Raw genomic sequence first — 13,266 nt, 5'->3', positions numbered from 1 at the left:
CACTTTGCCCCGATGGCGTAGGCTTTAACAACCATGGCTCACATTGATTTTTCCGCAGAAATCCGCGCTCTACGCGCCACCTACACCTCCATCGAGAACGTTTCGGGTGTTGAGGCGCTGAAGGAAGACATCGCAGAACTGAGCGAGCGGGCCGGTGAACCCAACCTGTGGGATGACCCCGCTGCAGCACAGGTCATCACATCCAGGTTGTCGCACAGGCAATCTGAGCTGGAGCGGCTCGACACCCTGACCGCGCGGATCGATGACCTCGAGGTGCTCGTTGAGCTTGGCCAGGATGAGGATGATGAGGCATCCATGGGCGAAGCGGCCACCGAGCTGGAGTCCATCAGGAAGTCGCTGAAGGATCTGGAAGTGGTGACGCTGCTTTCGGGCGAATACGACGAACGCGAAGCGGTGGTGTCCATCCGTGCAGGTGCCGGCGGAGTCGACGCTGCCGACTTCGCGGAAATGCTGATGCGGATGTACCTGCGCTGGGCTGAACGGCACGGCTACCCCACCACGGTGATGGACACGTCTTATGCGGAGGAAGCCGGGCTGAAATCTGCGACCTTTGAAGTCAAGGCGCCTTACGCCTACGGCACCCTGAGCGTGGAAGCGGGCACGCACCGGCTTGTCCGGATCAGCCCTTTCGACAACCAAGGAAGACGCCAGACCTCTTTTGCTGCAGTTGAAGTCATCCCGCTCATCGAGCAGACGGACTCCATCGACATCCCGGACAACGAGATCCGGGTGGATGTTTTCAGGTCCTCAGGTCCCGGCGGCCAGTCTGTCAACACGACGGACTCGGCGGTGCGGCTCACTCACATTCCCACGGGCACGGTGGTGTCCATGCAGAATGAGAAGTCTCAGCTCCAGAACCGCGCGGCCGCCCTGCGTGTTCTCCAGTCACGCTTGCTCCTTCTCAAGAAGCAGCAAGAAGACGCAGAGAAGAAGGCTTTCGCCGGAGACGTCAAGGCGTCGTGGGGTGATCAGATGCGCTCCTACGTCCTGAATCCGTATCAGATGGTCAAGGATCTCAGGACCGAACATGAGGTGGGAAATACCTCGGCCGTGTTCGACGGCGAGATTGACGACTTCATCGACGCCGGCATCCGCTGGCGTACTGATAACCGGAACGCCGAGAAATAAGGTAGGCCGGGCGCAGCGCCTACTGGGTAGGCACAATGTCGCGACACGCCACCGAACCGTGCCGGAACCACAGGAACCCGCACGTATAGTCGAGAAGCCGGTGCTCTACTTCCCCCAAACGAAAGCCCGCGCGCCGGTTGCAGTTCTGGGCTGTGTCAGCCATGTCCTGCAGGGTACTTAGGATCATGATCCGATTCGAAAATGTCACCAAGGTATACGACCAGAAGGCCCGGCCTGCGCTGGACTCAGTCAGCCTTGAGATTGACCGTGGCGAATTCGCCTTCCTCGTTGGCGCTTCCGGATCCGGTAAGTCAACGTTTCTGCGTCTGGTGCTCAAAGAGGACCAGGCATCTTCCGGCGCGGTCTACGTGGCCGGTCAGAACGTCGCTAACATCTCAAGCTGGCGGGTGCCGAAACTGCGCCGCGGGATCGGCGTCGTCTTCCAGGACTTCAGGCTGCTGCCGCAGAAAAACGTGTTCGCTAACGTCGCCTTCGCCATGCAGGTCATCGGCAAGAGCCGCAGCGTCATCCGGGACACGGTTCCGGAAGTCCTTAAGACCGTAGGGCTCGAAGGCAAGGAACGCCGTATGCCCCATGAACTCTCCGGCGGCGAGCAGCAGCGTGTGGCCATCGCCCGCGCCGTCGTCAACCGCCCAGACATCCTGCTGGCAGATGAGCCCACCGGAAACCTGGATCCCACCACGTCTATGGGAATCATGGGAGTCCTGGACAAGATCAACCAGAACGGCACCACGGTGGTCATGGCCACCCACGACGATGACATCGTGAACGAAATGCGCAAACGAGTTGTGGAACTGCGGAGCGGCAAGGTCATCCGTGATGAGGCGAGGGCCCTTTACACATCGATGATCCCGGTGGTGGGCCAGTCCCGGCGCCTCAAAGACGCCAGCGACCGCGACAACACCGCCGACATAGCCCCCGCAGCAACAGGAGAGGGGCAGCTGTGAGACTCGCATTCATCCTGGGCGAGATCGGCAGCGGACTTCGTCGAAACGTATCCATGGTGGTCTCCGTCATCCTTGTGACGTTTGTATCCCTTACCTTCGTGGGCGCCGCGGGTATGCTCCAGCTGCAGATCAACCAGATGAAGGGCTACTGGTACGACAAAGTCCAGGTGGCCATTTTCCTTTGCAGCGACGGCTCGACGGCGACCGGCTGTGCCACTGGCCCGGCAACACCGGAGCAACAGGCGAATCTCAAGACCCTGCTGGATTCGCCGGCGGTGGCTCAGTACATCAACGATTTCCAGTTCGAGTCCAAAGATGATGCGTACAAGCACTTCAAGGAACAGTTCTCCAACTCGCCGATCGTGGATTCAGTCACCCCGGACCAGTTGCCGGCTTCCTTCCGGATCAACATGAAAGACCCGGAAAAGTACCAGATCATCAGCGAGACGTTCTCCTCACAGCCAGGCGTGGAAACCGTGATCGACCAGCGGCAGCTCCTCGAACGGCTGTTTTCGGCGATGAACGCAGCGTCATTGGTAGCCGTGAGTATCGCCGGCGTTATGATTGTCTGCGCCATTTTGTTGATAGCCACGACCATTCGGCTGTCGGCGTTCAGCAGACGCCGGGAGACCGGCATCATGCGGCTGGTGGGGGCATCAAAGACCGTCATTCAATTGCCGTTCATCCTGGAAGGCGTGATCGCGGCCGTGATCGGCGCGGCGTTGGCCTCGGCAACTCTCTGGGCGGTGGCACACTTCTTCCTGGGTGAATTCCTGTCCCGGCAATACCCGGACACGGCGTTCATCTCGCCGGCACAGACGCTTATCCTGGCGCCGGCGCTCCTAATCCTCGGTGGATCTTTAGCCGGAATTTCGTCTCTCTTGACCTTACGCAGATATTTGAGGGTTTAGGCTGTGCCTACCGATAAGGAGAACTCATGACTGCAATCGATCATAGGACCGTGCGCGTCCGGCCTACCGGACGCCGTAGCCGCATGATCAGTGCTGTCTTGGCGCTGGTCCTGGCAGCAGGGCTGGGCGCCTCAGCACCGGTCGCTTTCGCCGGCGACCTCGAAGACAAACAGGCCGCGCTCGAGGCCGAAGCGGCGCGTGTGCAGCAGTCCCTTGAATTTGTAGATGCACGGATCGCGAAGGCTGCAGGGGATCTGGTGATCTTCCAGGGCCAACTGCCAGGAGCCCAGCAGGCACTTCTGGAGGCGCAGGGCCGCGTGGCCAGCGCTGTCAGGGAAGTTGAGGCACTTGCTGCCCGTGTGGATCTGGCACAGCAGAACAAGGCGAAGATCAACCAGCAGCTGGAGACAGACAAGCAAAAGATATCTGGCACAAAGAAACTGATCGGCCAGATCGCCACGCAGGCATACAAGTCCGGCGGCGTTCCCTCGAATCTGACCCTGTTCTTCGGCGCCAACAGCGGCAGCAGTCTCACCGACACGATTGATCTCGCGGACCAGGCGATGCGGAGCCAGAATTCCGCCATGGACAAGCTGACGCAGCAGAATGCTACCAACGTCAATTCCCAGGCGAGGCTTGAGGCGGTTGAGGCGGAGATCAAGGACCTCAAGTCCAAGGCTGATGATGCGTTGGCCAAGGAAAAAGCAGCAAGAGACGAAGCTGCCGCCAAGAAGGAGCAGGTGGATAAGCTCATTGCAGACACCACCCGGCTTAATGGAGAACTGCAGGCTGCCAAGCCGGGGATCCAGAATCAGCTTGCCGCCGTGCAGACGAGCCAGAATGCCGTAGCCGCCGAGATCGCCGAACGTGACAGGAAACTGCGTGAGGCCTGGGAAGCAGAGCAGCGCCGCCTCGCCGAAGTGGCTGCGGCCGCAGCCCGGGCACAGGGCCAGGCAGTCCAGCCGTACGCACCGGTGACGGGTTCGCCGTCGGCCTTTGGCCTGCGGCACCCCTTCTCCAGCGACATCCCGATCACCTCTGGCTTCGGTTGGCGCGCGACACCCCCGGGTACCATCGACTTCTACGGCCAGGGTGGCTACATGCATACCGGCATCGATTTCGGGGCGCCCTGCGGAACACCTGTGTACGCCCCGGCCGCCGGGACGGTATTTTCCGCCGGCTGGGCCAATGACGGCGGCGGCAACAACGTGAAGATTTCACACGGCGTGGTGCAGGGCAATTCGCTGACAACGATTTATTACCACAACACCAGCGTCGCGGTGTCGCCAGGGCAGCAAGTCAGCCAGGGCCAGCTCATTGCATACTCTGGCACCACCGGAAATTCGACGGGCTGTCACTCTCATTTCGAGACATGGCTGAACGGCGTGGCCGTTGACCCGATGCGCCTGCTCTGACGCTGCCGCTCCCGCCCGGCCCCGCCTTACTGTTCCGCCTGCCCTGACCCGACGCGTACTCTGCCGTACACTGGTATGACTTCGAGCAGGTCAGGCTGGGGGAACAGACGTTTTTACGATACCAAGGAGTTCTACCGTGCCCAAAGAAAGTGGCCGTAAGGTAGTGGCCACCAACCGGAAGGCCCGGCATGATTACCATGTCCTGGATACCTACGAGGCCGGCATCGCGCTGATGGGTACTGAAGTAAAGTCCCTCCGGGAGGGCCACGCATCCATGGTGGACGGCTTCTGTACCTTCTACAACGATGAGCTGTGGATGGAGGGCATCCACATTCCGGAGTACAACCAGGGCAGCTGGACCAACCATGCAGCCCGGCGGCGCAGGAAGCTCCTGCTGCACCGCGAGGAACTCGTCAAGATCTCGCATAAGATCCGGGAGTCTGGGTTTACCATTGTCCCGCTTCAACTGTATTTCGTCGACGGTCGCGCCAAGGTCGAGATCGGTGTGGCCCGCGGCAAGAAGGAGTATGACAAGCGTCAGACCCTCCGGGAACAGCAAGACAACCGCGAGGCGCTCCGGGATATGCGCGAACGCAACCGCCGCAAGGAATGATTCCCTGAGCAGATGCGTTATGCTAGATAATCCGGTGAAGATCTGTTGCCTGGCAACAGCTGATCGTCGGTTTGACAACAAAATACGGGGATGATCGGTTTCGACGATGTTAGTCGCGACAGGTGAAGCGGGCCGAGGATGCAGAATTATCTCGTAAACGCTGTCTGCAAACCAATAAGTGCCGAAAACAAGCGCACTGACTTCGCTCTTGCTGCCTAAGCAGTAAGACAGTCCGTCAGCCCGAGGTTGCTATTGCCCCGGATCCTGGCGTCATTTAGATAGCCACTGCTGTTTACCCCTGTCATCGGGGTGAACGGGACTCTTAGATGACTGGGCCCGGATCAGCTACCTGTTTGCAAGATAGCTGGGGCCGAGAAAATCCGACGCAAACTGCGCCCGGAGAAGCCCTGACAACACGACATCGGACGGGGGTTCAATTCCCCCCATCTCCACATGTGCAATCTATTTCGTGTCTCATGACGTTTGGTCAGTATGTCACGGAGGGAAAAGATTGCGAGTATCACTCGGAGACAATGCGACATGGTCTCCGGCCCCGTATCTTGATGGAGGCCTCTCAGACCGAGAGGCCTCCATTCTTGGTTAAGAGGCTGCATTGCATATCGGTAAAGTCGACCGTCAGACGGGGGCACCCGTTGAGCTACCTCTAGGCGGGTCAATCGAGTGGCCAGAAGTAGTCCGACACTTCGATACCTTAGATGTCCCCGATGGCACTCCGTTCCTCGTTCCAGAGGACGGCGACATGGGCAGTGTCCGCTTCGTCAACGAGTATCTCCTTGAGGCAACCCGGCAGCACGCCTATCGATCTAACGGACTCTTGAAGCATCACGTGCCTGTCTTGCGGCGCCTGCTGATGTTTCTTCGCGAACACCAGGGGTTCGTCGATCTGACTGCAGCGACCCGCGCAGATCTTGTGGCTTACAGGGACCATAGACGCCCAAGTCTTGCGCCGACGTCGTGGAATGGAGAACTGTCGATACTCGCGGGATTCTATAGCTACGCGAAAGCCAGCGGCTGGATTGACTCAGATCCGGTGCCACGGTGGGGCTCTCGCCAACGAAATACGCTCCGTGACCGGGTGAATGAGCATCGTCGAGAACGATTTCTCACCGAAGCGCAGAGCAGATTCTTCCTCGAAGTTGGGTTGCGCGGAGATGCGCCAGCACCCTTGGAGCTCCGTCCCCGTCATGCAGAGAGAAATTACGCTATAGGCTTGTTGCTCGTCTCCACGGGACTGCGCAGACAAGAAGCAACGCTTCTCCTCGATTGCGAAGTGCCAACCTCTGAAACCATGCACCCAAGCGGTGTGCAATCCTTCTTGCGGTTTGGCAAGGGAGGTCGCCCCCGAGCCGTCTGGGTAACGGAGGCGCTCGTAGACGTCGTTGAACTCTACAGGGCTACAGATAGAGCCAAGATCGTTCGACAAAGCCAGCAAACGCTCCGCCGGAGACGTCGAAACGGGGAGTTGCTGGTCGTCGACGCTATTATTCCTACACAACGAGGACACGACATTCGTGTCGGCAGCATGGTCACGGGCATTGAGCGCTTCAGCGACGAGGATAGGGCCCGGGCCGTCATCGTCAGGCCTGATGGGATTATCGAACCGCTTACCTTGTTTGTCGTCGAGGGAGGCAGGCCCCCGGCACTTCGCACCGTCAACAACTTCTTCAACGAGGCCATGGAACGTGTCGCCACCATTGATCACCCTGATCGGCCACCTGCCCATCTCGATGTGACGCCGCACGTTATGCGGCACACTTTCGCTGTCAGAATGTTGGCCGCGCTGATGCGCCAAGGCCGGCAAACCGGCGGCGACCCATACCAGCTCCTTGCGTCGCCCATAGTCGTGGTTCAGCAGCTCCTTGGGCATTCTGACGTGGAAACTACGCTGCGCTACTTGTACGCAGCGGAACGCTATACGGAGCAACTCCCCGCAGCGCTTCGTCAAACTGTGGCTGCCTCCCTCTCACGGACTGTTGAATGACGAGGAGAGTCGGTGCGGAACTCGACCTAAGCAGTGCCCGCACCGTTGTCAGTTCCAGATATGGGAGCAGCTGGCTCACCAACATAGATCCGACCCGCTACACTGTGCCCATTCTTGTGGCAGAACTGGCTGACAAATGGGTGGAGGTTTCCTCGGAAATTCCTGGTAGTTCAGGGATGACACAGCAGGCCATCCTCCGGTTCAGCGAGCATGTTCAGGGACAGATGGATGTCGCTTCCCAACCCGACTTTCAACTCCATGATCTTAGAGTCAGACACCTTGATGCGTGGGAAATGTCGCTTTTGGAAAACCAGCGGCTCCATCCCACAGACAGCCCGTACCGCAAGGCTGTGCAATTTTTCGCTCTCTTGCGGAGGATTGACGACGATGACAGCGGGCGGCTGCACGCCAAAGTTGTAGATCGTTTGGCCCGTCCCACACGCCTCTCGCATATACGGAAGGCGGGCCGTTCCGACTTTTCTGACGGAGAGCTCCGCCGGCTCCGCAGCGCCGCGCACCGGTTGGTATTTCGCGCCAACCTCGATGCTCAGAGAGAAGGGGCTCCCATACCGACAAGAGATGTCTTAGTGGCGCTTTTTATCCTGCTAGCTCTCGCAACGGGAGAGCCTCCCGAAGTTCTCCGTCAGCTGACCTATGACGACGTCGTGGCAAGCGCGGCACCCGGGCACGGTGTCCCGCGGAACGCATCCCTCGAGCACCTGGTCCGGTCGGACATCGTGGACGCAGTATGTATCACTTACACGAAATCGCGTTCCGGACTGAAATATGACGAGGTTTACAATCGAAAGCTTCATCACGCCCTGCATCATGCAATCAGGGGAATTGTCACGATTTCTGCCGCGGCCAGACAGCAGACGAATGAAAGGTCGCTGTGGTTAGTGGAGTCCAAGGGTGAAGTTAATCAGGTTAACTGGGCAAATGTCAGCTTTCGCCAATGGTGCGACAGCTACGTGCATGGAGAGCGAATAGAAGGAAAGGCGCAGTTCTCGCGGCTTCGGAAGTCGGTGGTGCGCCGAGAGCTAGTCGAGTCGCCCACGCGCTATTTACGCGACGGCCGCCGGCACACGTCACGAACGCTAATCGCGCACTATACGAACAGCTCGACGTTGCGGGCCCACGCCGGAACTCTGCTGATTGGTACAATCGAAGGCCTTTTTGCCGGCGCCATCGGGCCCACCGTCATCACGCCGGAAGCTGAGGAGATCCTTCGCGAATCGGTCGGCGGCTCAGATCATCTCGCTTCCACTGATCCGCGAGTCGACCTATCATCCGCCCACAAGGGTGGCCTGGCGGATTGCATGGACCCTCTCGACTCACCGCATGCGCCAGAAGGGTCGCTCTGCCCGGTGGCGCTGGCCGGCCAGTGCTTTACCTGTCCGAACGCCGTGATAACGCAGGAGCACCTGCCTGCACTGGTCGAGATGAGTCGGATCTCAGCTCCTGAATCATCTACGGACCCTGCGGTCTGGCGGGAAGTCTGGGAGCCGACTTATAGATCCACAACGTCAATCCTCCAACTTTTCCCGGCGAACAAGGTCCGAGAAGCATCGGACCGGGGGCAGGCCGTGCTTGTGGATCTCGGCATTCGAAATGGACCTAGGGGACTTGATGAGTAGCGCCGCAGAGCTCAGACTATGGACTCCTATCGGAGGGCCGTTCCATTTCCAGGACCACATTCACGATCTGCTTCCGCACGGGTCGCGGTTCGAAGACGATTTTTGGGACTATACACCCATTGCATTTCCGAGTGATACGACTCGGCGGCTGCACTTCGGACGGGTGCCAGACGGCTATCAAGAAACTGTTCGTACATTTCTTGCACTCCGGGGAAGGCCGACCCATCCCGGCGTCGTAGAACGAGGCGTCGTCCTGCCAGGACGCCCGGCCCCCGTCTCTGCTTTGTCAGGACTGTTTACGCAGCTGCGGACGCTAGCACTATGGGGGAACTCTTCTGGCCTTGACTCGTTTCGTAGCTGGACCCAGGCAGATGCCGATCGCTTCGTCACCAATGCTCAAGAAGGCAAGCACCGTCCCGAGGGGAGAGCACTGGTACCCGACACATTGCGAGGCTACACGGTCCTAATCAAGCGCTTGGAGGAGTACAGTTCTGTCTTGCCCGATGGCCTCCAGTTCGTCCCATGGCCAATGCGGACCGGTGCCCGCGTCGCCGGCCACGTTCGTGGCATAGAAAACGTTACGCCCCCACTTCCCTGGGAATCCTGGGCTCCGCTGATTGCCGGGTCCTGGAAGGTGATCGAATCCTGCAGTGACCTCATTCTGCGGGCACATTTGGCATTGCACGACGCGCCTCTCCACAACGCTCTAAGCCGCGGGTATACCGGGAGACCTGCCGTCGCAGCTTTGGACGACTACTTCGACAAGGGTGGCTATGTTCCCCTTCACACGGGGTTTGGGAAGAGCGGAGGCGCACCCCGGGGGACCCCTAATATCTCCATGTTGGCAAGGATCACCAGCGTAAGCACCAACTCTTTCAAGCCTTCCCATCACGCCTACAACCCGGGGGCAGCAGGACTCGTAGAGCAGATGGCGCGCTCGGGCGCCGTCCGTTTCGGCGGGTTGATCGTACCGCAGGAAGGCTCAGCAGACGGGTGGATTGACGAAGTCGGCATCGGAGAGGCCGAGTACCTTCCGAGCGTTCTACGCGGCGCCTGCTACACGATAATCTCAGGTCTATCAGGGATGCGCGATAGCGAAATTCAGGCGCTAGAGTCCGACTGTATCGCCCAGCAGGATGGACTCTCAGTCCTGCGGTCGGTTCAGATCAAAGGTAATTCAACGGTGGGCGGAGTGAAGCGGGGCTGGTGGGTTCCGCCAGCTGTCGAACAAACGATTCGGGTGCTCGAACGGCTTGCTACGCACCCCCGTCTATTTTCGCGGGGAGGACGCGACGGCAGTCGTGGAGAAAAGGGAGCCTATGACCCCACAAAAGACCTCCGACGACTGATTGAGTTTTTAAACGCAGAGCCAAGCCAGCGCCCCGGCAAAGGCAAAGGGCTTGGTTTGCAGCCCATTACTTTGGACTCAACAAGTTCCGTGCACGCGACGTCACTTCGAAGATCGTTTTCGGTCTTCGCCGCAACCAAACCTGGGGCGGAGCTTGGTCTTGGCATTCAGCTGGGACACATGGCCCTTAGACAGACAACGGGGTACATCAGCGACAGTAGAGAATCGGCCGTTTCGATTCTGTCCCAGGACCGTGCCGCTGTTGTGAAAAATGAAGTGCATCGGTTAGTCGTGTCTGCGGGCGAAGTCGCTGGGGAGGGTGGTGCCCAAATCAGCGCCATCCGTGCGACAGTCGTGAAAGACCCGACGCGAGCCGCCGCCCTTGCAGCGTCAGCTGCCGAGAACTATCACCTCGGAATAGTAAATGACTGTTGGTACCGGAAACACGCTGCTGCTTGCGGGGAGGATGGGCCACAGCTGGCGAGCCACTTTTGTGCGAACCTCAGGTGCTCTAACGCCGTAGTGCACGATGCGCACGTCCCTGCCCTTAGTAACCAAATTGACCGAATCGATCGCAGTCTTGAGGTAACGGGCATTCACCCCGAATTCGAGGCTTCGCACCGACAGGAACGAGCGGAACTCGTGAAGGTCCTAGAAATAATCAACGAAGAGAGCAATCACTGATGCCCAAGCCCTTCACACCCGTCAGCGAGGCTGCGCTTCAGCAGATCAGCGACGCAATCGATTCGATGTTGCATGACCCAACCTTGTCCCGGACCAAGCGCCAGATTGAGAAGATCGCTGGGCTGTCTCATGCAACAGTTGCCCGGGCCTTCGTCCAAGACAGTTCCGGGCGAGGTCCGCAGGGCATCAGGCTTAGCGAGCGGTTCAACGCGCTAGCTTCCGCAACAAGTGGAAGATCTTTGGAAAGAGCCGAGCAGCTTGGCCTGGAAGCCAAGCTAAATGAAAAGAATGAGGAGATCAAGCGACTCAAGGCAATACACGCATGCCACGTCCAGGCGCTGTACGCCTACTATTTCAGTTCTATCCAGGAGAAAACGAATGGAATAAGACTTGTTCCTATCGGAGCCAACCGGCCTCGGGGACTTAGGCCGTAGCCGTTTCGGCCTTCGACCACTCACGTGTACCTCCGCCTTGGGCAGGCCCCGGATCGTTTCGAATGTCGGGGCAAAGGGAGGGCAGGCAGTGAACGTCAAAGCACCACCAAGCCGCATGTAGTAGGAGCATGTTTAAAGACACCCGCCTAGCCCTTTCTGTTGGGAGGCCAACACGACAGTCACTCCCCGCATAGGGATACCTGTGGTGATGGACTCTGGAACAGGTCGGCGCCGAATCGCTCGAGGCTATGACGGGCTAACTGCCTCTGACATAGAGAGGCTTGATGCGGAGTGGCGCTTCTCCTGGCCACACGAGTACCGCGTTGCCCTCGCGGGAATGTTCCTTGTCGAGCACGTCGACACGTGACATCCGCCCGCCTTGGTGGGCCAGCTCGTGGGTCCTCCGCTGATGCCAATGACCACAGAAGACGTTGGGAGGGGCGAGAGAATCTAGGACCTTGCGCAGGAGAGTCCGCGTTCGTTCCGCCCGGACAATCAGTTCCCGAGGAATTTCGAACTCGCTCTTCAGCGGAACACCGGCCGGGGCATCGTGGGTAATGAGGATGTCAACGGGTCCACCCGCGATAAGGTTCAGTGCATCCTCCGGCGTGGGCTCCTCATTTCGCCACCAATCCTTTCCTTCAGTCCGGTGCTCATAGTCCACGCTGAACGCTCCGCCGAGGCCAGCCACGATCAGGCCACCGATCTGGGTCCGCCCGCCCCTAGGCAACACCCGGATGTTGGACCGGAAAGTCGCAAGCCCGTCCGCTTCGACGGGGAGCTTCTCCAAGGTCTCCCAATTGTCGTGATTGCCGCCCGACACGATCAGGATGATCCCAGCCTCAAGCAGATACTTGTTCAGCCTGGCTTCAAAGCGGCCTCGTTTCGCCCCCGGCCAGTCCAAGCCGAAGTCGCCGACGTGGAGTAGCGTGCTGACCCTTTCACGCGCGGCTGATCGGACAGCGGTGATGGCCCAACCTAGGTCGCCGTGCCAGTCTCCGGCAACGGCGAAGGGTCTGGGGGCATCCAGTGCGTTCTCGATGGTCGGTCAGCTCCTTAGTGTTTGCGTCTGGAGACGAGTGATCGATAGAAGCTCGGTGGTGCCACGGAGGGTGGGAACTCCGTCGAGGCGGACATCGAGCCACATCAGACCACGCCGCCCAACCTGCATCTCAATGATTTTGAGGAGCTTGATTGCTTCGCCGTCGCGACGGAGCTCTGCGGCAGGCAGTTGGGCATATCGCGGCACAGGCTGCCGATCGTTGTGGAGCCTCACAACCTCGCGGGGCGAATCCAGGTGCAGGGCGTACAACGTCCCGGAAGACGTTCGCACCGCGAAACTTCCTGACATCTCATCCGTCAGCGAATGTAGGTCTAAATACATAACGGCCGCGAGTGGTCGCTATTCGTCCTCCAACGGGACAGGAATCTGGATTTCAAGGAAGTTCGTCCTTCCGTCAGCCTCGGGGTGCATGCGCAGATCCTTGCCCAGGTTGAAACCTTCAGGAAGGTGGCTGAGGAAATGCCTCAGATCCGGCACGGTAACGCACCGGGTTAGAGCGAGTAGGACTGAAATGGCCATCGGAGCGCCTTTCGTTTATTGGTGATCTGTATCGCATCTGTCTTTATGTGGCACAAGTGCCACAGACAAGCGCGTTTCAGTCTAGTCGCATGGGGTGTGCCTACACGACCTAAACAGACTTCACCAGACCGGCTGCTTCGGTGGCAGGAACGCCGCAAGCGGGTTGGATCGCGGATTCGAGAGATACGCCTAGGGCAGGGTCTCACCCAGGAGGCACTGGGCCTTGAGGCAGGAATGGACCGAAGGACGATTATCCGCATTGAATGGGGAGAAATCAGTATCGCCTACGAACGCCTTTGGGAGATCGCCGACGTCCTCGGCGTCGACGTAGCTGATTTGTTCTTGTTGCCGTCCACCCCGCCAGCCATCGAACCACACCGTCGTGGACGTGCCCGGAGCAGCACGAGAACCAGGCTGTCCGTCGATCCCGAAGAGCAGGCATAGAGACCGAACCGCCGAGGGGCGCGAACAAAGAATGTTGGTTCCGTTTGGCTGCCGCGATTTGTGTTCAATGGACATGGAG

General features: G+C 59.2%; 12 protein-coding genes and 1 other RNA gene. 9 read left to right on the top strand and 4 right to left on the bottom strand.

Going from position 1 to position 13,266, the window contains the following annotated elements; genetic code table 11:
• Nucleotides 1-33: 33 nt before the first annotated feature.
• From prfB to ssrA, 6 genes are all read left to right on the top strand, one after another.
• On the top strand, nt 34-1,149 hold the full coding sequence (gene prfB / locus ACQCST_RS13755) for a peptide chain release factor 2 (RefSeq protein ID WP_426996312.1): 1,116 nt from the start codon (nt 34-36) through the stop codon (nt 1,147-1,149).
• 185 nt (nt 1,150-1,334) lie between these two features.
• Complete coding sequence (gene ftsE / locus ACQCST_RS13750) at nt 1,335-2,117, top strand: cell division ATP-binding protein FtsE (protein ID WP_426996311.1); 783 nt, start codon at nt 1,335-1,337, stop codon at nt 2,115-2,117.
• Nucleotides 2,114-3,028 (top strand): permease-like cell division protein FtsX, encoded by a 915-nt coding sequence (gene ftsX / locus ACQCST_RS13745; RefSeq protein ID WP_426996310.1) that lies wholly within the window; start codon nt 2,114-2,116, stop codon nt 3,026-3,028. Before ftsE ends, ftsX begins: the two co-directional genes overlap by 4 nt.
• A 26-nt stretch (nt 3,029-3,054) precedes the next feature.
• Nucleotides 3,055-4,443, top strand: coding sequence for a peptidoglycan DD-metalloendopeptidase family protein (locus ACQCST_RS13740; protein WP_426996309.1), 1,389 nt, complete (start codon nt 3,055-3,057; stop codon nt 4,441-4,443).
• Nucleotides 4,444-4,579: 136 nt separating this feature from the next.
• Nucleotides 4,580-5,056 carry an SsrA-binding protein SmpB gene (smpB, locus tag ACQCST_RS13735; protein WP_426996308.1) on the top strand — a complete coding sequence of 159 codons (477 nt, stop codon included), beginning with the start codon at nt 4,580-4,582 and terminating at the stop codon, nt 5,054-5,056.
• Nucleotides 5,057-5,142: 86 nt separating this feature from the next.
• Nucleotides 5,143-5,511: a transfer-messenger RNA gene (gene ssrA, locus ACQCST_RS13730) on the top strand.
• A 257-nt stretch (nt 5,512-5,768) separates the two neighbouring features.
• On the opposite strand, the gene ACQCST_RS13725 is transcribed toward ssrA, so the two are convergent.
• The gene (locus tag ACQCST_RS13725; protein ID WP_426996307.1) at nt 5,769-6,005 is read right to left on the bottom strand and encodes a hypothetical protein; all 237 of its coding nucleotides are present in this window, start codon (nt 6,003-6,005) and stop codon (nt 5,769-5,771) included.
• Nucleotides 6,006-6,098: 93 nt separating this feature from the next.
• Nucleotides 6,099-6,944: a hypothetical protein gene (locus ACQCST_RS13720; protein WP_426996306.1), complete on the bottom strand. Its 846-nt coding sequence runs from the start codon at nt 6,942-6,944 to the stop codon at nt 6,099-6,101.
• 230 nt (nt 6,945-7,174) lie between these two features.
• On the opposite strand from ACQCST_RS13720, the gene ACQCST_RS13715 reads away from it, so the two are divergent.
• Nucleotides 7,175-8,695, top strand: a complete 1,521-nt coding sequence (locus ACQCST_RS13715; protein ID WP_426996305.1) for a hypothetical protein — start codon at nt 7,175-7,177, stop codon at nt 8,693-8,695.
• A 2,031-nt stretch (nt 8,696-10,726) separates the two neighbouring features.
• The gene (locus ACQCST_RS13710; protein WP_426996304.1) at nt 10,727-11,161 is read left to right on the top strand and encodes a hypothetical protein; all 435 of its coding nucleotides are present in this window, start codon (nt 10,727-10,729) and stop codon (nt 11,159-11,161) included.
• Between the two features lie 256 nt (nt 11,162-11,417).
• On the opposite strand, the gene ACQCST_RS13705 is transcribed toward ACQCST_RS13710, so the two are convergent.
• Entirely contained in the window at nt 11,418-12,191 is a 774-nt protein-coding gene (locus tag ACQCST_RS13705) for a metallophosphoesterase family protein (RefSeq protein WP_426999183.1), read from the bottom strand.
• Between the two features lie 372 nt (nt 12,192-12,563).
• On the bottom strand, nt 12,564-12,743 hold the full coding sequence (locus ACQCST_RS13700; RefSeq protein ID WP_426996303.1) for a hypothetical protein: 180 nt from the start codon (nt 12,741-12,743) through the stop codon (nt 12,564-12,566).
• A gap of 45 nt (nt 12,744-12,788) precedes the next feature.
• Here ACQCST_RS13700 and ACQCST_RS13695 point away from each other — a divergent pair, with 45 nt between their 5' ends.
• A complete protein-coding gene (locus tag ACQCST_RS13695; protein ID WP_426999182.1) occupies nt 12,789-13,187 on the top strand; it encodes a helix-turn-helix transcriptional regulator in 399 nt (132 codons plus the stop codon).
• Nucleotides 13,188-13,266: the final 79 nt, after the last annotated feature.

The sequence above is a fragment of the Pseudarthrobacter sp. N5 genome (genome assembly GCF_050157035.1).
GTDB lineage: Bacteria > Actinomycetota > Actinomycetes > Actinomycetales > Micrococcaceae > Arthrobacter.
The sequence above is the reverse complement of the archived record's forward strand: the minus strand, read 5'-3'. Positions and strand labels throughout refer to the sequence as shown.

What these genes read in the sequence shown, in the direction of transcription:
- prfB (WP_426996312.1), top strand. Translation starts at nt 34, where the DNA reads ATGGCTCACATTGATTTTTCCGCAGAAATCCGCGCTCTACGCGCCACC.
- ftsE (WP_426996311.1), top strand. Translation starts at nt 1,335, where the DNA reads ATGATCCGATTCGAAAATGTCACCAAGGTATACGACCAGAAGGCCCGG.
- ACQCST_RS13740 (WP_426996309.1), top strand. Translation starts at nt 3,055, where the DNA reads ATGACTGCAATCGATCATAGGACCGTGCGCGTCCGGCCTACCGGACGC.
- ACQCST_RS13725 (WP_426996307.1), bottom strand. Translation starts at nt 6,005, where the DNA reads ATGGTCCCTGTAAGCCACAAGATCTGCGCGGGTCGCTGCAGTCAGATC.
- ACQCST_RS13720 (WP_426996306.1), bottom strand. Translation starts at nt 6,944, where the DNA reads ATGCCCAAGGAGCTGCTGAACCACGACTATGGGCGACGCAAGGAGCTG.
- ACQCST_RS13710 (WP_426996304.1), top strand. Translation starts at nt 10,727, where the DNA reads ATGCCCAAGCCCTTCACACCCGTCAGCGAGGCTGCGCTTCAGCAGATC.
- ACQCST_RS13700 (WP_426996303.1), bottom strand. Translation starts at nt 12,743, where the DNA reads ATGGCCATTTCAGTCCTACTCGCTCTAACCCGGTGCGTTACCGTGCCG.
- ACQCST_RS13695 (WP_426999182.1), top strand. Translation starts at nt 12,789, where the DNA reads ATGTGGCACAAGTGCCACAGACAAGCGCGTTTCAGTCTAGTCGCATGG.